Annotated in this window: 19 protein-coding genes and 3 tRNA genes; 13 read left to right on the plus strand and 9 right to left on the minus strand. The window is 35.4% G+C overall.

Going from position 1 to position 20,742, the window contains the following annotated elements; all coding sequences use genetic code 11:
* The first annotated feature begins 121 nt into the window (after positions 1-121).
* The 6 genes from JAZ75_RS09040 to JAZ75_RS09065 all read left to right on the plus strand — a co-directional run bounded on the left by JAZ75_RS09040 (position 122) and on the right by JAZ75_RS09065 (position 4,349).
* Positions 122-196 (plus strand) — tRNA-Val (locus JAZ75_RS09040).
* 114 nt (positions 197-310) lie between these two features.
* Positions 311-385 (plus strand) — tRNA-Val (locus tag JAZ75_RS09045).
* Positions 386-415: 30 nt separating this feature from the next.
* Positions 416-490: transfer RNA gene (locus JAZ75_RS09050), tRNA-Val, on the plus strand.
* Between the two features lie 48 nt (positions 491-538).
* A complete protein-coding gene (locus JAZ75_RS09055; RefSeq protein WP_232789394.1) occupies positions 539-784 on the plus strand; it encodes a GIY-YIG nuclease family protein in 246 nt (81 codons plus the stop codon).
* 112 nt (positions 785-896) lie between these two features.
* Positions 897-1,142, plus strand: coding sequence for a GIY-YIG nuclease family protein (locus JAZ75_RS09060; RefSeq protein WP_232789395.1), 246 nt, complete (start codon positions 897-899; stop codon positions 1,140-1,142).
* 273 nt (positions 1,143-1,415) lie between these two features.
* Positions 1,416-4,349, plus strand: a complete 2,934-nt coding sequence (locus tag JAZ75_RS09065) for a M16 family metallopeptidase (protein ID WP_208701375.1) — start codon at positions 1,416-1,418, stop codon at positions 4,347-4,349.
* A 41-nt stretch (positions 4,350-4,390) separates the two neighbouring features.
* Here the strand turns inward: JAZ75_RS09065 and JAZ75_RS09070 are convergent, their stop codons facing one another.
* Together JAZ75_RS09070 and JAZ75_RS09075 are read right to left on the minus strand one after the other, a co-directional pair.
* Positions 4,391-5,113 (minus strand): DUF1080 domain-containing protein, encoded by a 723-nt coding sequence (locus JAZ75_RS09070; RefSeq protein WP_208701378.1) that lies wholly within the window; start codon positions 5,111-5,113, stop codon positions 4,391-4,393.
* 100 nt (positions 5,114-5,213) lie between these two features.
* Positions 5,214-5,735 carry an NADPH-dependent FMN reductase gene (locus JAZ75_RS09075; protein ID WP_208701380.1) on the minus strand — a complete coding sequence of 174 codons (522 nt, stop codon included), beginning with the start codon at positions 5,733-5,735 and terminating at the stop codon, positions 5,214-5,216.
* 228 nt (positions 5,736-5,963) lie between these two features.
* Between JAZ75_RS09075 and JAZ75_RS09080 the strand changes: the two genes are divergently transcribed.
* From JAZ75_RS09080 to lepB, 5 genes are all read left to right on the plus strand, one after another.
* Positions 5,964-6,761 carry a ParA family protein gene (locus JAZ75_RS09080; protein ID WP_132769363.1) on the plus strand — a complete coding sequence of 266 codons (798 nt, stop codon included), beginning with the start codon at positions 5,964-5,966 and terminating at the stop codon, positions 6,759-6,761.
* Between the two features lies 1 nt (position 6,762).
* Positions 6,763-7,689 carry a ParB/RepB/Spo0J family partition protein gene (locus JAZ75_RS09085; protein ID WP_021188018.1) on the plus strand — a complete coding sequence of 309 codons (927 nt, stop codon included), beginning with the start codon at positions 6,763-6,765 and terminating at the stop codon, positions 7,687-7,689.
* Between the two features lies 1 nt (position 7,690).
* Positions 7,691-8,413, plus strand: a complete 723-nt coding sequence (locus tag JAZ75_RS09090; protein ID WP_208701382.1) for a DUF5683 domain-containing protein — start codon at positions 7,691-7,693, stop codon at positions 8,411-8,413.
* 84 nt (positions 8,414-8,497) lie between these two features.
* Positions 8,498-9,244, plus strand: coding sequence for a 4-hydroxy-tetrahydrodipicolinate reductase (dapB, locus tag JAZ75_RS09095; RefSeq protein WP_208701384.1), 747 nt, complete (start codon positions 8,498-8,500; stop codon positions 9,242-9,244).
* Positions 9,245-9,351: 107 nt separating this feature from the next.
* Entirely contained in the window at positions 9,352-10,776 is a 1,425-nt protein-coding gene (gene lepB, locus JAZ75_RS09100) for a signal peptidase I (protein ID WP_132769357.1), read from the plus strand.
* 45 nt (positions 10,777-10,821) lie between these two features.
* On the opposite strand, the gene JAZ75_RS09105 is transcribed toward lepB, so the two are convergent.
* Positions 10,822-11,538, minus strand: a complete 717-nt coding sequence (locus JAZ75_RS09105; RefSeq protein WP_208701386.1) for a pyridoxine 5'-phosphate synthase — start codon at positions 11,536-11,538, stop codon at positions 10,822-10,824.
* Between the two features lie 117 nt (positions 11,539-11,655).
* Between JAZ75_RS09105 and cdaA the strand changes: the two genes are divergently transcribed.
* On the plus strand, positions 11,656-12,450 hold the full coding sequence (cdaA, locus tag JAZ75_RS09110) for a diadenylate cyclase CdaA (RefSeq protein ID WP_021188015.1): 795 nt from the start codon (positions 11,656-11,658) through the stop codon (positions 12,448-12,450).
* Between the two features lie 47 nt (positions 12,451-12,497).
* Here the strand turns inward: cdaA and JAZ75_RS09115 are convergent, their stop codons facing one another.
* The 6 genes from JAZ75_RS09115 to JAZ75_RS09140 form a co-directional block, all read right to left on the minus strand.
* Positions 12,498-13,346 carry a DUF2911 domain-containing protein gene (locus tag JAZ75_RS09115; RefSeq protein WP_208701388.1) on the minus strand — a complete coding sequence of 283 codons (849 nt, stop codon included), beginning with the start codon at positions 13,344-13,346 and terminating at the stop codon, positions 12,498-12,500.
* A gap of 114 nt (positions 13,347-13,460) precedes the next feature.
* Positions 13,461-15,188, minus strand: coding sequence for a DUF4091 domain-containing protein (locus JAZ75_RS09120; RefSeq protein ID WP_208701390.1), 1,728 nt, complete (start codon positions 15,186-15,188; stop codon positions 13,461-13,463).
* Positions 15,189-15,257: 69 nt separating this feature from the next.
* The gene (locus JAZ75_RS09125) at positions 15,258-16,553 is read right to left on the minus strand and encodes a sugar MFS transporter (protein WP_021188012.1); all 1,296 of its coding nucleotides are present in this window, start codon (positions 16,551-16,553) and stop codon (positions 15,258-15,260) included.
* 331 nt (positions 16,554-16,884) lie between these two features.
* Entirely contained in the window at positions 16,885-17,304 is a 420-nt protein-coding gene (locus tag JAZ75_RS09130; protein ID WP_317192317.1) for a hotdog fold thioesterase, read from the minus strand.
* A complete protein-coding gene (locus tag JAZ75_RS09135) occupies positions 17,276-17,824 on the minus strand; it encodes a DinB family protein (RefSeq protein ID WP_132769349.1) in 549 nt (182 codons plus the stop codon). Before JAZ75_RS09135 ends, JAZ75_RS09130 begins: the two co-directional genes overlap by 29 nt.
* A complete protein-coding gene (locus JAZ75_RS09140; RefSeq protein ID WP_132769347.1) occupies positions 17,805-19,034 on the minus strand; it encodes a sensor histidine kinase in 1,230 nt (409 codons plus the stop codon). Before JAZ75_RS09140 ends, JAZ75_RS09135 begins: the two co-directional genes overlap by 20 nt.
* Positions 19,035-19,195: 161 nt before the next feature.
* On the opposite strand from JAZ75_RS09140, the gene gltX reads away from it, so the two are divergent.
* A complete protein-coding gene (gene gltX / locus JAZ75_RS09145; RefSeq protein WP_208701395.1) occupies positions 19,196-20,722 on the plus strand; it encodes a glutamate--tRNA ligase in 1,527 nt (508 codons plus the stop codon).
* Positions 20,723-20,742: the final 20 nt, after the last annotated feature.

Below are 20,742 nucleotides of genomic sequence, written 5' to 3' on the forward strand. Positions count from 1 at the left end.
ATAATTTTGAGAGTCGAAATTTTGCAGTACATTTGCATACGCAATTAGGGAAAGGCATTATATAGCGAGAACTAAAGCGGGAAATTAGCTCAGCTAATTTATTGAAAGTCTGAAAAAAAATGGAGAATTAGCTCAGCTGGTTCAGAGCATCTGCCTTACAAGCAGAGGGTCACTGGTTCGAACCCAGTATTCTCCACGCAAACAGAAGTGTTTCAAAAAACTTAACGGAGAATTAGCTCAGCTGGTTCAGAGCATCCCGATACATCGGGAGTGGTCACTGGCAAATGAGATGGTTCATTGAAAGAAAAAAGGAGAATTAGCTCAGCTGGTTCAGAGCATCTGCCTTACAAGCAGAGGGTCACTGGTTCGAACCCAGTATTCTCCACGCAAACAGAAGTGTTTCAAAATACTTAACGGAGAATTAGCTCAGCTGGTTCAGAGCATCTGCCTTACAAGCAGAGGGTCACTGGTTCGAACCCAGTATTCTCCACATCAAAGCATCGATTTATCGATGCTTTTTTTATTTACTCCTATTTTTATGTATTTCCTATATATTTTATATTCGTTAAGCTGTGATCGATATTATATCGGTGTTTCTTCAGATGTTGAGGGTCGACTTCGCAGGCATAACGCTGTTCATAAAAAAGGTTTTACCGGTAGAGCTCAGGATTGGGAGGTTGTATACCAGGAAGAATATGGCTCTAAGCATGATGCTTTGATTAGGGAGACGCTTATTAAATCTTGGAAAAGCCGTTTAAAAATCGAAGAATTGATTCGTGTGTAGTACGCTGGTTCAGATCATCCCGATACATCGGGAGTGGTCACTGGTTCGAACCCAGTATTCTGCACATCAAAGCATCGATTTATCGATGCTTTTTTTATTTACTCCTATTTTTATGTATTTCCTGTATATTTTATATTCGTTAAGCTGTGATCGGTATTATTTCGGTGTTTCTTTAGATATTGAGGGTCGACTTCGCAGGCATAACGCTGTTCATAAAAAAGGTTTTACCGGTAGAGCTCAGGATTGGGAGGTTGTATACCAGGAAGAATATGGCTCTAAGCATGATGCTTTAATTTGGGAAACGCTTATTAAATCTTGGAAAAGCCATTTAAAAATCGAAGAATTGATTCGTGTCTAGTACGCTGGTTCAGATCATCCCGATACATCGGGAGTAGTCATTGGTTCGAACCCAGTATTCTCCACATCAAAGCATCGATTTATCGATGCTTTTTTTATTTACTCCTATTTTATGTTTCCTTTATAATTTTATCGAAGCTAAATTGATCTAGCTGATTGCTTTCGGAATTGAAATTTACCTCATAGTACTGTTGTCATTTTAAAGATGTTCAAACACGATGAATTTTCATATAAACATTTATATATTTGATTGTATTATATAAACTTATTAGAAATGAATTTAAAATCTATTTCGATAATAGCTTTTGTGTTCTTATCACACGTAACAATTTTTGCACAGGTGAAAAAGTATGATTGGAAAGAAGCAAACGAGGGTGGGTATACGTATCGTTACGTAACCAATGATCCTACAAATTCGCGTTTTTATACATTAAAAAACGGTCTTACAGTTATTTTGAGCCCTTCTAAAAAGGTACCTCGTATTCAGGCCTATATTGCAACGAAAGCAGGGAGTAAAACTGATCCTTCAGATCACACAGGCTTAGCGCATTATTTAGAGCACATGCTTTTTAAAGGGACTGATAAGTTTGGATCAAAAGATTGGGCAAAGGAAAAACCATTACTGGATCAGATCGATGGTTTATATGAACAGTATAACTCCACTAAGGATGAAGCCAAGCGTAAAGAAATTTATAAGCAGATCGATCAGGTTTCTGGCGAGGCAGCAAAATATGCTATTGCCAATGAATACGATAAATTGATGAGTGAGATGGGGGCTGAGGGAACAAATGCCTTCACTTCTTTTGAACAGACTGTCTATACTGAGGATATTCCCAATAACGTAATCGATAAGTTCCTGGCTGTACAAGCAGAACGTTTTCGTAATCCTATATTAAGATTGTTTCATACAGAATTAGAGGCTGTTTATGAAGAGAAGAATAGAGGGTTGGATAATGATGGACGTAAATCAGTAGAGGCCATGTTTGAAGCTATGTTTCCAAATAATAATTATGGAAAACAGACAACTATCGGTACCGTTGAACATTTGAAGAACCCTTCTTTGAAAGCGATTCGTGAATATTTTAATACGTATTATGTCCCTAATAATATGGGGGTAATTATGTCTGGTGACTTTGACCCAAATGAAGTAGTAAAGAAAATCGATCAGGCATTCAGTTATATGAAACCGAAAGAAATTCCAGCATATACTTTTGATGCTGAAAAAGACATCAAACAACCAATTGTAAGAGAGGTTAAAGGGCCAGAATCGGAATTTCTATTTTTAGGTTTCCGTTTCCCCGGTGCATCTACAAAAGATGCTCAAATGTTGAATTTGCTTGGAAACATGCTTACAAATGGTTCAGCAGGATTAATTGATTTAGATTTAGTGAAATCTCAAAAGTTATTGGGAGCAGGGGCTTTTCCATATGTATTGAAAGATTATTCGATGTTGATCATGCAGGCTAATCCAAGTCAAGGTCAATCTTTAGATGATGTGAAATCTTTGATTTTAGGAGAATTGGATAAGTTGCGTAAAGGTGATTTTTCTGATGACCTAATTACTTCCATTGTTAATAATGAAAAGAAATCAGAAATTTCACGAAATGAAAGCTATAGTAATCGTGCTGAGGAGTTAATGGATGCCTTTACTTCTGGGGTTGATTGGTCGACAGAATTGAGTTATTCAGATAACTTAACTAAAATCACGAAGAAAGATATAATGGATTTTGCTACAAAATATCTGAATGATAATAATTATGTAGTGGTCTATAAACGTAAGGGCATTGACGATAGCATTGTAAAAGTAGAGAAACCTCCTATTACGCCTGTAGTTGTAAATCGTGACGATCAATCATTATTTCTAAAGACTATTGCTGCAATGCCTGAAAGCAAAATTGCACCTGTCTGGTTAGATTACACTAAAGATGTACAAAAGGCTACCTTAAAAGGTCTTGATGTGATCGCGGTGCAAAATAAAGATAACGCATTATTTAGTTTAACTTATCGTTACGAGATGGGAAAATGGAATAATAAGTTATTAAGTATTGCCTCAGATTATTTAGAATTCTTAGGTACTAAAGAAAAAACCAGTGAAGATTTCAGCAAAGCATTTTATAAGTTGGCCTCAGATTTTTCAGTGTCTTCAGGTAATGAAGAAACACGTATTAATATTTCAGGTTTAAATGAAAATTTTGAACAAACAGTTGCGCTGATTCAAGATTTATTAAAAAATAGTGTTGGTGATCAAGAAGCATTGGAAGCTTATATCGGTCGTTTGAAAAAATCAAGAACAAATGCTAAAGAAAATAAGAACTTGATCATGGAAGGATTGAGATCATATGCAAAATATGGAGCTAAAAATCCTTTTAATAATGTTTTGACAGATCAAGAGCTGGATGCTATCAAAGCATCGGACTTAGTTACTATTTTACACGAGCTGGCAAATACAAAACATCAAATTTTATATTACGGGCCTAAGACTACTAGTCAATTGGTTGCTACTCTTAAACCTTTAAATTCGAATACCAATTTTGCTACAGTTCAGAAAGCAAATACTTTTGAAGAATTGCCTACCCCTAAAAATCAAGTGTTGTTTACTAATTTTGATATGAAGCAGGCGGAAGTATTCTGGTTTAGAAATTCTGAAGTGTATAATTCAAAATATAGTCCTACTGTCGCATTATTTAATATGTATTTTGGTGGAGGTATGGGAAGCATCGTATTTCAAACGATTCGAGAATCTAAAGCTTTAGCTTATTCTACTTATGCTAATTTTGCTTCTCCTGTTAAAAAGGAAAATCATTATTCGGTAGGCGCATATGTTGGTACACAGGCCGATAAATTTAATGAAGCTGTTGTCGGTATGAATGAACTATTAAATGATTTACCTGATGCTCCAAAAGCTTTGGATATCGCTAAAGTTAGTTTAGTAAAATCATTGGCTAGTGACCGCATTACGAACGCAAATATTTTATCAAATTATCTAAGTGCACAGCGCTTGGGACTTACGGCAGATATTCGTAAAGATATCTATGAGCAAGCGCCAAAATTAAGTTTTACAGATCTGAAAACTTTTCATAATAAAGAAATGAGTCGTAAACCTTATGTTTATTGTATTGTTGCAAAAGATGAAAATATAAAAATGGAGGATCTGCAAAAACTTGGAGAAGTTAAGAAATTAACATTGCAAGAGTTATTCGGGTATTAAACTATTGTAAAAAAGAAGAGCAGGATTTCCTGCTCTTCTTTTTACAATAGTTTAATTTTGATGTTACGAAAAGAAACTTCATCAGTATGGTTTTGTAAGGCAATTTTTCCTTTTTGGAATTTAACGAAATCTGGATAGTTCTTCATATTGGTACCAGCGACAAGATCTTTCCATTCCTGGGTGTTGGTTTCGTTTTCGAATGTTAACTTCCCATTTAACCAAAAGCTTACTTTTCCCTTGTTCTGTACAATTCTAGATTGATTCCATTCGTTGTAGGGATTAGGTTTTGAATTGGATCCTATGCCCTTTATTGCGTATAACGATCCAGCCCAATGTGTTGAATCTGTTTGATGCCGCGGTTCCGCATTGGCATTATCTAAAAGTTGCATTTCAAGTCCTGTAACAAATGTAGCGTCATATTTAGGATCCTCTTGAACATCTATAAATACGCCGCTATTGCCACCTTTAGCAACTTTCCAATCAAATTTTAAGTCAAAGTCTTGAAAAGTTTCATTCGAGACTAAATCTCCAAATACACCAGTTTTAACAGTTGGGTCGCAAAGAATAGCATCATCTTTTACCACCCATTTAGAGGGTTGATTCCCTTTGTTGTAAATATGCCAATTGTTAATATCTTTTCCGTTAAAGAGAAGTTGCCAACCCTCTTCTTTTTCGATTGCACTTAGCGTATTATGTTCTGTAGTTTGTTTGCAAGACCATAGAAAGCCAATGGATAATAGGAGGTATGTAATTTTTAATTTCATATGATTTAGTTTTGGGCAAAATACAAATATTTGCGCTTTTATTGAATTAAAACACAAGAGCCAATGCGTGTAAGCATTGGCTCTTGTGTTTTGTAAATTTTTAAAAATGAATAAGTTCATCTATTTGTTCATGAATGGCATTCCTTGTTTCAATATGCACAAATGTATTTTCTTCGCTTATTTCATTTTGAATATGAGGTAAAAAAATTTTTAATGGTAAAACATGCATACGTAAGTAATTACATATTCCGGTTAGATGATCTATCCCTCTTAAATTACCATAGCGTCCCGATGAAATACCAACAAGAGCCGCTTTTTTATGGCAGAAGCTAATTGGGAAAGTACAGGCGTCAATGAAGACCTTGAGTACGCCAGGTATACTGCCATTATACTCTGGTGTGATAAAAATAAATTTATCGGCTTCAGATACCAGCTGTTGTATTTTTTTAAACTGGTCACTTCGTTGACCATATAAATCTGAGACGATAATATCTGCAGGAAGTTCTGTTAAAGGTAGTATTTGACAGCTTTCACCGCTTTTTTGTATGTAATCTTGATAGTATTTTGCAACTTTTAGCGTCTTACTTTTGGGGCGATTCGTTCCCGAAATTATTAAAATCATTGTCTAGTTGTAACTTATAAAAACCCAAGGAACAAAGTGGATGTATATCCTGATTTTTTGTATCTTAGCATCTTGAGGATCTATTCCTTTAGATACTTTCAAAAGTAAGAAATATGCATGATTTAAGTGTTTTTTTGCGTGGAAGAATTTATGAATGAACAGAATAATCCTTTTTTGTGACTTTAGGGGAACAAAATGACATTTTATAAAGAAAGAATTTCATTCGAAATGGGTAAAATTATATCAATTGCAAATCAAAAGGGTGGTGTTGGTAAGACGACAACATCAATCAATCTGGCAGCTAGTTTAGCTGTTTTAGAATATAAAACCTTATTGGTTGACGCTGATCCACAAGCAAACTCTACTTCTGGAATTGGATTTGATCCAAGAACCATTAAAGAAAGTATATATGAGTGTCTGGTAAATGATCTAGATCCACGTGATGCTATTCAAGCTACTGAAACTCCTAACTTGGACTTATTACCAGCTCATATTGATCTGGTAGGTGCTGAGATCGAAATGATTAATATGCACGAGCGCGAATATAAGATGAAAAAAATCTTAGATCAAGTAAAGGATGATTACGACTTTATCATTATTGACTGCTCTCCATCATTAGGTTTGATTACGATCAATGCTTTATCAGCTTCAAACTCTGTCGTAATTCCCGTTCAATGTGAATATTTTGCATTAGAAGGGTTAGGCAAGTTGCTGAATACAATTAAAATTGTTCAGACACGTTTAAATACTAGTTTGGAAATAGAAGGTATTTTATTGACCATGTACGATGTGCGATTACGTTTGTCTAATCAAGTCGTAGAGGAAGTTAAGACACATTTTACTGATTTGGTATTTGAAACGATTATCCAGCGAAATACACGATTAAGTGAAGCGCCAAGTTTTGGTATTTCTGTGATTATGCACGATGCATCCTGTAAAGGTGCAATCAACTATTTAAATTTGGCCAGAGAAATTTTACATAAGAACGGACATCTAAAAGAATTAGATTCAACAGTTACAATATAATATGGCAGCACAACAGCGAAAAACAGGTCTAGGAAGAGGATTAGGTGCCTTATTAAACGATAGTGCCGATATCCCTGAAAGAAATTCGGAGGTAGAAACATCCCGGGTAGAATCTGCTACAAAATCAAAAGAATCTGGCAATATTAGTACGGTTAATGTGGATACGATAGAAATGAATCCATTTCAACCCCGTACTGATTTTGATCCACAAGCGCTACAGGAACTGTCTGAATCGATCTTATTGCAAGGTTTAATTCAACCTATTACTGTTAGAAAAATTGGTGAGAATGCCTACCAGTTGATTTCTGGAGAACGCAGATACCGTGCATCAAAATTAGCTGGTATTACCGAAATTCCGGCATATATTCGGACAGCGAATGACCAACAGATGTTGGAAATGGCACTGATTGAAAACATTCAACGTGAAAATCTAAATGCGATTGAAGTAGCATTAAGTTTTCAACGGATGATTGAAGAGTGTAATTTGAAGCAAGAAGAATTGGGAGAACGTGTAAGTAAAAACCGTTCTACCGTAACCAATTATTTACGCTTATTGAAATTGCCACCTGTTATTCAAGCAGCGATCCGTGATGGAGAGTTAACGATGGGACATGCACGTGCGCTAATTAATGTAGGAGAGGTAGATAAACAATTATATATCTTTAAATTGATCGTTGACTTAGGATTGTCTGTTCGCAAGGCAGAAGAATTGGTGCGGGAGATTCAAAATGGCAATAAAAAGAAAGCACAAAAAGATAAGAATGTACCTAAATCATTTCAGTTTCAAAAGATTGAAGATGATCTGGCATCTAAATTTTCATCTCAGGTTAAGTTAAATTTAAAAAGTGCAAAAGGAAAAGGTGCGATCGAAATTCCTTTTGAGTCTGAAGATGATCTGAGCCGTATTCTGGAATTATTAGACTGGTAAGATGTATAAAATAATCAGTTTATTCTGTTCTATATTTATCTTTTTTGCTGCGCAGGCACAGAAAGTTGATACAAAAGATAAAGTTGCTTTAAAAACAGTTACTGCAACAGATTCAACGAAAAAAGTATCGGCAGTGCAGGATACAACAAAAAAAGAGAGCCGTAGAGAACGAAAAAAAAGAGAGAAGGCTGAAGAAGAAGCAAAAACACCCAAAATCTTTAAAGATTCAACACGTCTTGCTATTGAAGCCAAAACCGTTACCGCATGGAAGCGATCTTTAGTTTTGCCAGGATGGGGACAATATACCAATAAGGGGTTGTGGTGGATCAAGGTTCCCATAATTTATGGGGGATTTACATCTACCGTTCTTGTTTTTGACTTTAACAACCGTTATTATAAAGAACTTCTTGATGAGCTTGATTCTCGATTTAGAGACAATCAGAATAAATATCCGCAATATGCTAACGCTTCAGATCAAGGTCTTATTAGTGCAAAGGACTATGCACGCCGTAATCGTGATCTTATGGTACTTTTAACTGTGGGGTTATACGGGTTGAATGTGGTCGAAGCTTATGTGGACTCAATGCTAAAGAATCGATGGAGTGTAAGTTCTGAAAAGGTCGCATTTACTATTAGGCCAACTGTACTTCAGGGCCCATCAAATAATTTTGCATTTAATGCCGTTCCAACTATGGGACTTAAATTATCCATGAAAATAAAATAAAAATTATATAACTTAAAGCTGTATTTGTGCGCTGTCGCATAGATTTATTTGGTTTTCTTTATTTAAATATGATCTGAAATAGATATGAAAATAGTATTATTCGGCTACGGAAAAATGGGCCAAATCATAGAAAAATTTGCTCAAAAGAGGGGGCATGAAATTCATTTGATCGTCAATAGCGAAAATCGTAATCTCATTACAGTGGATGAATTGGTTGGTGCAGATGTTGCAATTGACTTTGGTGTTCCACAGGCAGCGATAGCTAATATGGAACTTTGCTTAGAAGCAAATCTTCCGATTGTAATGGGTACAACAGGCTGGTATGAACATCTTGATACGATCAAGGAGAAATGTCTCTCTGTGGATGGGTCTATTTTATATGGTTCTAATTTTTCGATCGGTGTAAATATCTTTTTTCATATCAATAAGATGTTGGCGAAAGCAATACAGCCTTATAAAGCTTACGATGTACAGGTTGAGGAAATTCATCATATCCACAAATTGGACGCACCAAGTGGAACTGCTATTACAATAGCGGAGGGTATCCTGAACAATAGCGACACTAAAACTTCCTGGGTTAATTCTGTCGTTGGCGATGGAGAAGAGGAGGTTATTCCGAAAGCAGATCAATTGCTAATAGAGAGTCATCGTATTGAAGAAGTTCCAGGAACTCATACTGTTGTATATAGTTCTGAAGTGGATCAAATTGAATTTAAGCATACAGCACACAGTCGTGATGGTTTTGCTTTAGGTTCAGTAATTGCTGCTGAATGGTTATTTGGAAAGCAAGGATTCTATCAGGTGACAGAAATGTTTGATTTTAATCGGTAACTAAGTTGCCGATTTTGCGTTAAAAAATAAGGATTCTGTAACGAATCCATAGTCTATTATACTAATTGAAATATTAGATTATTAAACAATAAAATTTTAAGAAGCTTATGTGGTATATTATTTTTGCGGTCTTAACAGTAGTTGCTCATTATGGGCTTTGGAAATTATTTGTTAAGGCAGGAAGACCGGGATGGGAAGCATTAGTTCCTTTTTATCGGGAATATGTGATGGCTCAATTGACTGGTCGTGCAAAATGGATTGTTGTTCTTTTGCTAGTCCCAATCGTAAATATTTTTATTTTCTATGGATTGTATTTGGACCTTATAAAGGCATTTGGGAAAAGAAGGTTCTGGGAAAATACGGCAGCAGTTTTAGCTCCTTTTATTGTATTGCCTCTTTGGGGAAACGATCCTCTAGTAAAGTATTTAGGAAACCCAAATTCAGAGGAATTTAAAAAGAAATATTTTTATAAAAAATCAATGGCCCGCGAATGGGCAGATGCGATTGTTTTTGCAACAGTTGCAGCATCTTTAATTCGTGGTTTTTTGATTGAAGCGTATATGATTCCAACTGGATCCATGGAGCGAACATTGTTAGTCGGTGATTTCTTGTTCGTTAGTAAGTTGAATTATGGGCCTCGTATTCCAATGACACCTTTGGCATTTCCTTTTGCGCATCATACGATGCCACTAACAGGCGGAAAAGCTTATTCCGAACTGATCGAACTTCCTTATAAACGTTTACCTGGTTTTCAGGATATCAAAAGAAATGATGTCGTAGTATTTAATTATCCTATGGAAGCCGATGCTCCTTACAACAGACCGGTTGATAAACGTGAGAACTACATCAAGCGTTGTGTAGGGATGCCTGGAGATGAAGTTTCAATGGCAAATGCAGTATTTTTTGTAAATGGTAAGCCTGGTTTTAATCCGCCAGAAGGACAATTAGATTATATTGTAGTAACGGATCAATCTGGTTTGGATCTGCGTGTGATGAAAGAAAAACGATTAGAAATGTCTGATACCGGACAACCTAACATTTATCAAGTTTTTATGACAGCAGATGAGGCTGCAATGGTCAAAGGTTGGATAAATGTAAAGGAAGTTGTTCCCAATATTCGTAAAGCAGGAGAAAATGAAGATGGAACTTTTCCTCATGTTGCATCTCTGAACTGGAATTTTGACAATTTTGGTCCTATTAAAGTTCCGAGTAAAGGATGGACAGTTCAATTAGATAGTGCAACAATGCCACTTTATGAACGTGCAATCACTGTTTATGAAGGTAATAAATTAGAAAATAAGTCTGATGGTATTTATATTAATGGTGTAAAAGCTAATTCTTATACTTTCAAAATGAATTATTACTGGATGATGGGTGATAATAGACACAATTCATTAGATTCTAGAGGATGGGGTTTCGTGCCGGAAGATCATATAGTGGGTAAAGCATTATTTACCTGGTTAAGTCTTGATGAATTGGGATCGGGACTATCGAAAATAAGATGGAATAGAATATTCAAAGGAATAGAATAAACATAACAACAAAAGAGGCTTTACATTTGTAAAGCCTCTTTTGTTTTATTTAAGTGCGTTTAAGTATCTTTTTATCGTTTCTTCTAAGCCTAAGTACAGGGCATCAGCAATTAGAGCATGTCCTATGCTTACTTCTAACAATCCCGGAATATGTTCGTTAAAGTAAGTTAGGTTATTTAAATCTAAATCATGACCAGCATTAATGCCTAATCCTACCTCTCCCGCTTTTAATGCGGCATGAAAATAAGGTTTGATCGCTTCATCTCTTTCATCTAAGAATGCTTGTGCATATGACTCTGTATAAAGCTCAATTCGGTCAGTACCCGTTTCTGCTGCTGCCTCAACCATATCTTCATCTGGATCCACAAAAATAGAAACTCGAATACCTTGATCTTTAAATAGTTTGCACATATCAGTCAGATATGCCTTATTTTTAATAGTATCCCAACCATGATTCGAAGTAATCTGTCCCTCTGCATCAGGAACTAATGTTACCTGAGCAGGTTTGTTCGCCAATACAAGATCTATAAATTTTTGTTCTTGACAATTACCTTCAATATTTAATTCTGTTTGAATATTGGCTTTTAAGTCAAAAACATCTGCATAACGGATGTGGCGTTCGTCAGGTCTTGGATGTACAGTAATTCCATTTGCACCAAAACGTTCACAGGCTAGAGCAGCTGCTAATACATTTGGATTATTTCCGCCACGAGAATTACGTAGGGTAGCAATTTTATTGATGTTTACAGATAATGCAGTCATGTTGATTTCAATCTTTTAAGTAAAAATACAAAACAATTTGCATGCTTACTCATATTAGCAACAATTTGCTTGATAAAGAACAGATTCTTAAATTGATTTTTTTTAACTTGCATCTATATGGAAGGATTTGATTACAGCCTTTTTAGAGGTTTCCGGTTGCTCGATGTTATCGATATTATTTTAGTAGCGATTATTATTTACTATGTGTATAGTTTGATACGCGGGACCATTGCTGTTAATATATTAATTGGTGTCGCATTATTTTACGGAATATATATAATTGTTAAGCAGATGCATATGCGCTTGCTGACGGAAATATTTGGGGGCTTTATCTCTGTTGGTTCTATTGCCTTGATTGTTGTATTTCAACAGGAGATCCGGCGTTTCCTGTTACATATAGGGAAAAACATTTCGATGAAGCGAAAGAAGATCTTGTGGTCTTTCCTAGTTAGTAAACGGACCGTTGCAAAAGATAATTCTGAACACATGAGACCCATTATAGAAGCATGTCGCAGTATGTCAAAATCCCGTACGGGTGCGCTATTGGTTTTTTCTAAATATTTTGATGAAGAATATTATCAAAGCAGCGGCGAATACATTGATGCACATATTTCAAAGCGCCTAATTGAAAGTATTTTTAATAAAAATAGCCCCCTACATGATGGAGCTGTAGTTGTTGTTGATTTTAAAATTATGTCAGCTTCTTGTATTTTACCTTTATCAGATAGCGAAGATCTGCCTTTGCAATTTGGCTTACGACATCGTGCCGCGATTGGGGTGACAGAGGTATCTGATGCTGTCGCTGTTATTGTATCAGAGGAAACGGGTGAAATATCTTTTGCAAAAGATGGCAATGTCAATATGAATATTACACATGAGGAACTCGCAGAATTGCTAAAAGAAGAATTATAAAAAAACGCCACTTTTTTCGAAGTGGCGTTTTTTATAGCATAATATTATTATTTACCAGCTTCTTGGATCACCTGGTTATTTAATTTAACGTACTCAGCATTATTCCCTTTTTGTGCAATTTCTACTCCTTTTTGAGCTGTTGCAATTGCACCTTTTTTATCGCCAGATTTTAATTGAATTTTAGCTTTCCAATAACGAACATATGGTGCATCAGGATTTTCTTTTTCAGCCTCATTTGCCCATGTTAATGCTTTATTAAGATCTAAATTATTACTTAGATAAAATTGTGCAGCTTGTAGATAAGGTTTTTTATCACCTTTCATTGCTTGATCAATATTAGCTAAAATCTCCTTCGTTTGATCGGTTTTAATTGTAAATTTCGTGTATGTGTTTTCCCAAGCTAATGATAGTGTAGCCGAATTAGTTGCTACATTTTCAAATTGCATGGTAAAAGTTTCTACCTTATTAGAAAGTTTTGTGGATTTTACATTAAAACGAACTAAATCATCTTTCTTATCGTAGGTATAGGCTCCCCACTGATTACTGTTTTTTGTTAATATGATTGTCCAGTCACCTTTAGTTGGGATAGTTAAAATACCATATGTTCCTGCAGGAACCTTATTTCCTTCTATTGTAACTTCTTCTTCAAATTTAATAATAGGAAGGTTATTAGCACCTGTTCTCCAAACTTCATTGTAAGGAACTAAATTACCAAAGATAACACGACCGTTTATGTTCGGTCTTTGGTATGTAAGCGCTATGTTTTTAATCCCTAAACCTTGAGTAATCGAAGTCGTACTACTTGCTTGCGGCAATTTTACTTGAGCAAAAGAAGTTGTAGAGATACTAAATGTGAGTACCGTCGCGGCGCACAGTGTTAAAATAGATTTTTTCATTTTGGAAACGTTTAATTTTTCCTAATTTACTCGTAAAAAATCAGAATAAAGAATTTTGATTATTAATAATAAGAGCCGGTAAATCATCTTTATCGGCTCTTATATTCTATATTTTTATAAACTGTTTAATAATTTTTGTGCTTCTTTCACTTGGTTTGGTATTGCTTTTTGATTGATGTTTTTATTTGTGAATCCAGCAATGGCATCATTTAATTTCTGTAATTGAGATGCTTTTAACTCTTTTTTCAAGATTCTTATTTTTTCAGCATCCTGAATCCCTTCAACTAATTTTTCGAAACGAATAGAAGTCATATTATCAGGATAAACAAAATAGGTATCGCCACCTAACCACGTTCCATAACGTGTATCTTGATTAGGATTTGAATTCCAGCAGTCAAATGCCCATCTTAAATAACCATCAAAACCTCTTTGAACACTGTGCCACGCTAACCACGTTGCTTCTTGATATCCAGAATTAGTAAAAGTGTTCGGGAATATTTCTGAACAGCAAGTGTAAACAGTGGTTTTGTAACCTTTGTCCTGACGGGCTTTTAATACATCTGGAGCCATATCTTCTCCTAGAGTAATACTATAATCTGCAAATTCATTCGAAATTTGTGGATGATATCCACCGGCAAGAGATGATTTGAACTGGGGATCAGCTTCTTTGATAATAGCAATAGCACGTTTCATATCTTCCTGGGGTCTTTCATCCATGGCAATGGTTGTCCATTCGAAGTATCCTTTTTGTTTAAGGTGCTTTGCGAAATCTTTTAAAAGAGGTAACCAATGCGCTCTATATTTTGGATCATCAGTTTTTATTTTTAAAATTTCATATTTTCCGGTGTTTTCATCAAAATATTGGAAATTCATATTCCATGGAATCATGCTATAACAATTGATATATTCTGAAATTCCAATTTCACGCATGAAACTTACCCATTTATCAAAAATACTGTAATCATATGACCAAGAACCGTCCTTCTTTTTAGTCCATTTGATCATAGCTTGGTATTTATCATACGTTTGACCATTCCAAGGATCGTTGATGATACTTGCAGTGATATTTTTCTGACCAGCATCGCGTAACCTTTCATAATATGGTTTCATGGCACTGAAGTGTGCAGGAGACCATAGCTCGACGTTATGATGCCGAGCAATAGAGTAGGGGTTTTGCCATAGATCTAAATGATAAGCCCAATCTTTTGCTTCAGGAAGTATATGTGATAATACCTCTACTGTATAAGGAATAGTGGTGTTGTAATTTGTACCTTTTAGTGTAAGTGATCCTTTATAGATTCCAGGAGCTGCATCACGAGGAACTTGAATACTTAACCAGAGGGGTCTGGTGGTATTTTTATCATATTCAAAACTTGATTGATTGGTGATACGGTCTGCAACTAAAGCCGAATCTAGTATTTTACTGATACCGCAACCATTTTTTAAATCTCCAGGAAGGTCTGTCATCACATAAGAAATATACCCAGTAGTAATATCTTTTGTTCCGATTTCCTGCCCTTTGCTATTTTTTAACGGTGAAGAATTCACTTCAATTTTATCGTGATTTTGGTTACTCCAAAAGACTAATTGTGTATGTACTTTCTCACCTCTCCAAGCTTTTGTAATCCATGATTTACTTAGTGTTTCTAGGGTGGGCGGGTTTGTTTTGGAATAACTATAATCAGCTGTGCTAAAAGAAAAATTATTATTCTCTTTTAGACTGTCCCATTTTTCAGTTGTTTGAGGGGCTTTTGGATCTTTCAGTTCATTTATTCTCTGGGAATAGCCCTGTTGTGCATAAACGAATAGACCAAATAGTAAACAATAAAACGATTTTTTCATATTTAGGTGGATAAGAAAATAGCGATTATTTCTTAAAAATAATCGCTATTTGATTGTAATTAGTATTTTTTATTTCTGTCCGACTCTGTGGCCCTTTGTTGCGAAGTATAAGATATACAGATAAGCAGGAACCATAGCATAAAGAAATGCATGTTGAAAGTCAACATGTAAATTATCTTTTAAGTAACCATAAATTAGAGGCCAAATAGCTCCTCCGGCAATACCCATAATCATGATAGCTGATCCTGTTTTAGTAAAACGGCCTAGACCTTTAATACCTAGTGGGAAAATAGCAGGCCACATTAAAGAATTGGCAATACCTAAAAGGGCAACGAAAATGAATGAAGTAATTCCAGTTGTAAATACAGAAATAACAGTGAATAAAATACCAACAATAGTACAAACTCGTAATGCTAATTGTTGGGAAACAAATTTTGGTATTGCAATAATACCAACAATGTAACCTAAAAGCATACATCCTAATGTGAATGTTGTCGCATAGGTAACTAATGCACCATGGATATTTAATTCTCTTGCATAAACACCAATAATATCTCCAGCCATTACTTCTACAGCAACACAGAAAAAGATAGCTAAAGAGCCTAAGAATAGGTGTGGGAATTGGAATACACTTGTTTTTTTCTCTTTAAGAATAACTGCCCCATTCTCATCAGTATGTTCTTCTTCTGCATTTACATCCACCTCAGGTAAATGTGTTATTTTAATAACGATCGCAAATAAAACGAAGATAACAGCTAACGTAATGTATGGTGTATGTACGCGTTGTAATAAAGAATCTAGAATGGCATTTTTAGCTTCCATATCTACCGCGGCATCCAATTTAGCTGTTATAGCAGAAGAATCTTTTAAGAATAATGTACCAAATATTAATGGAACAATAATACCTGCAGATTTATTGAAAAAGCCAGCAATAGATATTCTTTGTGCAGCACTGTCAATAGGGCCAATGATACTTAAATATGGGTTAACAGCAGTTTGTAGCAATGCCATTGCAGAACCTTGAACAAAAATTCCTGTTAAGAAAAGAATATAGCTTCTACCATCTGCAGCAGGAATGAAAATTAAAGAACCAACTCCAAGTAAAATTAAGCTGAGAACTAATCCATTTTTAAAACCAATTTTTTTCAAAATCCAAGAACTTGGGATTGCTAAAAAGAAGTAAGCGATGTAAGAAGCAAATGTTACAAAAAAGGCTTGTAAATCTGTTTCTAAATTACAGGCAATCTTTAAGAATGGGATAAGTGTTCCATTTGCCCAAGTGACAAATCCTAAAATGAAGAATAAGGCACAACACATAGCCATGGGGCGAAATGCTGTTTTTCCTGAATTTGGTTGAGAATTCATTTTTTTAGTATCAATTAATTGTTTTTTAGATTATAAAATTAGAAAATAATGATTTTTATAGTGTCTCTATTCAAGATGTGCTTACACAATCGATTGATATTGGTTTATAATAAAAAATCATGCTTTCCATTACAAGACTAATTAAATAAATTCAATATAGGAAATAAAAAGAAGTGGTTTTTGAGATTATTTCGTAATATTTTCATTAGAAAAAAGGAGCATTATACCTAGTATAATACTCCTTTCTTGTAAAAACCGTATTTGTAAACCAATCCAGTTGGCTTCATTTATATTTAAGACAAGTAATAAGAACAAATGTTTTAAAATAATTTTATTTTGGTATAATAGCGACTGTCAATCTGGAAATACAGTTTAAGTTACCCGATTCATCTGCAATTCGTACATCCCAAATATGAGTTTGTTTGCCAATGTGTACAGCTGTACAAACTGCGGTTACTAATCCTGTAGCAACCGGTCTCAAATGATTAGCATTAATCTCCAATCCCACGCCTTTATAAATATCTGGATCAATAATCAGATTGGATGCGATACTTCCTATTGATTCGGCTAGTACAACAGATGCTCCGCCATGCAGGATTCCAAACGGCTGTCTGGTTTTGTCATTCACGGGCATTGTCGCAGTAATAGAATGACTATCGATTGCCGTCGCTTTAATTTCGAGCAGACCGGTCATATATTGAGAGAGGATACTGTTTATCTGCTCAATGCTGTAATTCTGAAACCAAATCATGGACATTGTTTGAGTTGAAATAACGCTCTTGAATAATTATGCGGTGATGATTTAGGTGTCCGGCAATCACATATAATAAAGCTTTTACACTTGTGAGTCTTTCTGACGCCATTCCTTTTCTCTCCAATTCTGCCTCATTGAAGTTTTCGAAAAGAAACATATTTGCTTTTCTAAGATGTACAAATTCTTTACTTAGAGAGGCTAATGTGCGTTCGCTATATCTTGAGTTTTGGATAAAGTATTCTTGATCATACCCCAAAAGTTCTTTCATATCATTTCGAGAGAAGCGCAGGGCACGGTAAGCCATAATACGTTCATTATCCAAAATATGCCCTATAACCTCTTTAATAGACCATTTATCTTCAGCATAACGGTAATCGCCTTTTTCTTCAGGTATAGTATCTAGGAACGCTGGAAAGGATAAAATTTGTTCTTCCAGTACTTCCATGACATCGCCGACAACGGTCTCAATGTACGTGGAATACACCGCTGGGTATTCATCAGATTTCAGTGGGTTCATATGTTAGATTACTTTTTAATATTATTCTAAATGTTGTTCCTTTTCCTATTTCCGAGTCTTTGACAAAAATGTGGCCTTGATGATAATGTACCATTCTTTTGGTTAAACTCAGTCCCAATCCCCACCCTCGTTTGCGCGTGGTGAAACCTGGTTGAAATACCGTTTCAAAATTTGATCTGGGAATTCCTTTACCTGTATCACTAATGTCTATAAAAATTTCCTCTTTCGCAATATTTTCAGATATTTTAACAGTTATCTTTCCTTCTGATGCAATTGCGTTAACGGCGTTTTTCAGAAGATTCTCAATAATCCAATCAAATAAGGGAATGTTTAGTTTCGCTTCAACATGTTTGTCACCCGTGAGCTCGAAGAGAATCTTGTCACTTGTTCTTACTTTGAAGTAACGAATGTAAGCGGCTATCACCTCATAAACATTCGCATTGTGAAGAACAGGTGTTGAACCAATTTTGGAAAAGCGATCGGCGACGATTTCTAAACGTTTAATGTCATTTTCCATCTCATTTAAAGTTTCGTCATCTTCTGCATCGAACTTTAATTTAATAAGCTCAACCCATCCCATTAATGAAGAAATCGGTGTGCCGAGCTGATGAGCAGCTTCCTTAGTCAAACCTACCCAGACTAAATTCTGTTCTGATTTTCGAATAGAATTAAAGACGGTATATCCAATAATTAGAAAGATAGCGATTAATGATAACTGAATATAAGGAAACACACGAAGTTGTTGTAGAAACCAGGAGTCTTTGTAATATACCATCCATTTTGCTCCATTGTCTAAATTTAAAATAATAGGAGCATGGCTTTTCTTCATGAAATTGAGTTGCTTCTCAAAGTAATGTGGATCGTAATCCAAATGATGGTTCGAGCTATCTTTTGCTGTTGTTTTAATGTTGGTTTTGGTCGAATCTAAATCCCTCCAGAATACAATATTATCCTTTTCATCGGTAATGATTGCAGGAACTGCTAGACTATCTCTTACCGAGTAGACGAACGTTATAAATTCATCGTCAACATCTGGCATGGTCATAATACTTTTTGTACTCATTGCCCATACTTCTGCTTTTGTTCGCTCTACCTTTGATAAATTTCGAACAAGGTAATTTGTGTACAAAAGCGAAGCTGCCGCGATGATGGCCGCGAAAATAAGCAAGAAAAATTTCCAACGTTGTTGGTTGTATTGATACGGATTCATATAAGTGATCAGGAATCTTGTTGCCGCAAATTAAGTAATTAAATGAAATTTACCTTTATCGGCAACATTTATCTATTCATAAACTCCCTGTTTTATTATTTTATTGTGGTTATCAGTGCTATAGTTTCATTGAAATGAAAATTTTGTGGTAATTTTGTGTCATGAGTTCTGAAAGAAAAGTAAGAGTGCGTTTTGCACCAAGTCCTACAGGTGGATTGCACCTTGGAGGAGTTCGTACAGCTTTATTTAATTATTTGTACGCGCGTAAACATCAAGGAGATTTTATTTTGCGTGTTGAAGATACCGATCAGACACGATTTGTTGCTGGTGCAGAAGAATATATTAATGAATGTTTAGCTTGGTGTGGCTTAACACCAGATGAAAGCCCTCTTAAAGGTGGCGATTTTGGACCCTATCGTCAAAGTGAACGAAAACCTTCTTATCGCCAATTTGCGGAACAATTGATAGAAAAGGGATATGCTTATTATGCATTTGATACTTCGGCTGAATTGGATGAACAACGAAAAGAACAACCGAATTTCCGTTACAGCCATGAAAATAGATTGAAACTTAGAAATTCATTAAGTTTATCACAAGAAGAAACAGCAGAACTATTAGCCGCAGGTACACCCCATACGGTTCGTATCAAAGTACCAACAGATGAAACCGTTTCTTTTAATGATATGATTCGTGGACAAGTAAGTTTTGATACTAATCTTATTGATGATAAGGTTTTGTTAAAAGCTGATGGAATGCCTACTTATCACTTAGCTGTTGTCGTCGATGACAAAGCAATGGAGATTTCTCACGTTTTCCGAGGGGAAGAATGGTTACCTTCTGCTCCTGTACATGTTTTATTATGGGAATATTTAGGATGGAATGATGAAATGCCAAAATGGGCACATTTACCATTAATATTGAAGCCCGATGGTAATGGTAAATTGAGTAAGCGTGATGGTGACCGATTAGGTTTTCCTGTGTATGCTATGAATTGGAAAGATGCACAATCAGAGACTGTAACGCAGGGATTCCGTGAAATGGGATTTTTGCCGGAAGCATTTGTCAATATGTTAGGTGTACTGGGATGGAATGATGGCACAGAACAAGAATTGTTTTCTTTAGATGAATTGATCGCAAAATTCTCGGTAGAGCGTATTAGTAAAGCTGGAGCAAAATTTGATTTTGAAAAGGCGAAATGGTTCAACCATGAGTGGATCAAAAAATCGTCTAACGAGGATTTATTGCCACAGATTAAAGCCCTGTTAACATTGCATAACGTGCAAAAGGTAGACGATCATTTTGTTACTGAAGTTTTAAGTGCAGTGAAAGAGCGTTTGACTTTTGTTTCGGATTTTTGGGAACAAGCATCATTCTTCTTTGTACAACCAGAAAATTATGACCTAGCTGCTGTTAAACCTAAATGGTCTGCTGAGAAAACGGATTTCTTTCAGAAAGTTAATAGCGAATTTGGTGAATTTGAGTCTTGGGATGCTTCAGCATTGGAAGCGTACTTTAAAGGTGCTATTCAGGAGTCAGGCATGAAAATGGGTGAATTGATGATGCCTTTCCGTATTATGTTAGTGGGAGGTAAATTTGGTCCAGATGTGTTCCAAATCGTTTCATTATTAGGACAAGAAGAAGTAATAGCTCGTGTTAATAAAGCTTTAGTAGCTTTTACAGCTGAATAAGAGCACTGATATATATGATA

Origin of the sequence: Sphingobacterium sp. UDSM-2020 (assembly GCF_016132525.1) — a bacterium.
Classification (GTDB): domain Bacteria; phylum Bacteroidota; class Bacteroidia; order Sphingobacteriales; family Sphingobacteriaceae; genus Sphingobacterium; species Sphingobacterium anhuiense.

Coding starts and splice junctions, on each gene's coding strand:
- JAZ75_RS09055 (WP_232789394.1), top strand. CDS start 539: ATGTATTTCCTATATATTTTATATTCGTTAAGCTGTGATCGATATTAT.
- JAZ75_RS09060 (WP_232789395.1), top strand. CDS start 897: ATGTATTTCCTGTATATTTTATATTCGTTAAGCTGTGATCGGTATTAT.
- JAZ75_RS09065 (WP_208701375.1), top strand. CDS start 1,416: ATGAATTTAAAATCTATTTCGATAATAGCTTTTGTGTTCTTATCACAC.
- JAZ75_RS09070 (WP_208701378.1), bottom strand. CDS start 5,113: ATGAAATTAAAAATTACATACCTCCTATTATCCATTGGCTTTCTATGG.
- JAZ75_RS09075 (WP_208701380.1), bottom strand. CDS start 5,735: ATGATTTTAATAATTTCGGGAACGAATCGCCCCAAAAGTAAGACGCTA.
- JAZ75_RS09080 (WP_132769363.1), top strand. CDS start 5,964: ATGGGTAAAATTATATCAATTGCAAATCAAAAGGGTGGTGTTGGTAAG.
- JAZ75_RS09085 (WP_021188018.1), top strand. CDS start 6,763: ATGGCAGCACAACAGCGAAAAACAGGTCTAGGAAGAGGATTAGGTGCC.
- JAZ75_RS09090 (WP_208701382.1), top strand. CDS start 7,691: ATGTATAAAATAATCAGTTTATTCTGTTCTATATTTATCTTTTTTGCT.
- dapB (WP_208701384.1), top strand. CDS start 8,498: ATGAAAATAGTATTATTCGGCTACGGAAAAATGGGCCAAATCATAGAA.
- lepB (WP_132769357.1), top strand. CDS start 9,352: ATGTGGTATATTATTTTTGCGGTCTTAACAGTAGTTGCTCATTATGGG.
- JAZ75_RS09105 (WP_208701386.1), bottom strand. CDS start 11,538: ATGACTGCATTATCTGTAAACATCAATAAAATTGCTACCCTACGTAAT.
- cdaA (WP_021188015.1), top strand. CDS start 11,656: ATGGAAGGATTTGATTACAGCCTTTTTAGAGGTTTCCGGTTGCTCGAT.
- JAZ75_RS09115 (WP_208701388.1), bottom strand. CDS start 13,346: ATGAAAAAATCTATTTTAACACTGTGCGCCGCGACGGTACTCACATTT.
- JAZ75_RS09120 (WP_208701390.1), bottom strand. CDS start 15,188: ATGAAAAAATCGTTTTATTGTTTACTATTTGGTCTATTCGTTTATGCA.
- JAZ75_RS09125 (WP_021188012.1), bottom strand. CDS start 16,553: ATGAATTCTCAACCAAATTCAGGAAAAACAGCATTTCGCCCCATGGCT.
- JAZ75_RS09130 (WP_317192317.1), bottom strand. CDS start 17,304: ATGATTTGGTTTCAGAATTACAGCATTGAGCAGATAAACAGTATCCTC.
- JAZ75_RS09135 (WP_132769349.1), bottom strand. CDS start 17,824: ATGAACCCACTGAAATCTGATGAATACCCAGCGGTGTATTCCACGTAC.
- JAZ75_RS09140 (WP_132769347.1), bottom strand. CDS start 19,034: ATGAATCCGTATCAATACAACCAACAACGTTGGAAATTTTTCTTGCTT.
- gltX (WP_208701395.1), top strand. CDS start 19,196: ATGAGTTCTGAAAGAAAAGTAAGAGTGCGTTTTGCACCAAGTCCTACA.